We start from the raw sequence: 442 nt of genomic DNA on the forward strand, positions 1-442 counted from the left end.
TCATGGATGCGCGCGAAGCGTTGCAGCAGCACGTTGTCCTGGTCCTGCAGGAGCTGCCACTGGCCGGCCTCGAGACGGCGCAGCGTGGCCAGCCGGCGCAGGTGATCGAGCCGTTGCGACAGCGCGGCCTGGCCGGCGGTAGCCAGCGACGCCAGCCGCACCGCTGCCAGCTCGACCCAGGCGTCCAGCGCTGCGGCCGCCGCTGAATGTCCGGCGATGGCCATGGCCCGCAGCTGCAGCTGCTGCTGCAGCTGCTGGGCCTGCTCGCGCGCCTGCAGGGCCAGCACGCCCAGCTGCGACTGCAGCGCACGTCCTTCCGCCTCGCGATCGACATCGCGCCCCAGCAGGCGGCCCCACCAGCCCGCCTGCTGCCGGATCTGCGCCGGGTTATCGGCCTGCAGGGCCAGCGCGATGCGTGCCAGTGCGGCCACCAGCCCTGCGC

1 protein-coding gene is annotated in these 442 nt (G+C 73.8%); it reads right to left on the reverse strand.

What is annotated here, in order from left to right:
• Positions 1-442 (reverse strand): hypothetical protein (locus tag D7X55_RS41155; protein WP_199747423.1); only part of this gene is annotated, 442 nt, incomplete at both ends.

The sequence above is a fragment of the Corallococcus sp. AB049A genome, assembly GCF_003668885.1.
Taxonomy (GTDB): Bacteria; Myxococcota; Myxococcia; order Myxococcales; family Myxococcaceae; genus Corallococcus; species Corallococcus interemptor.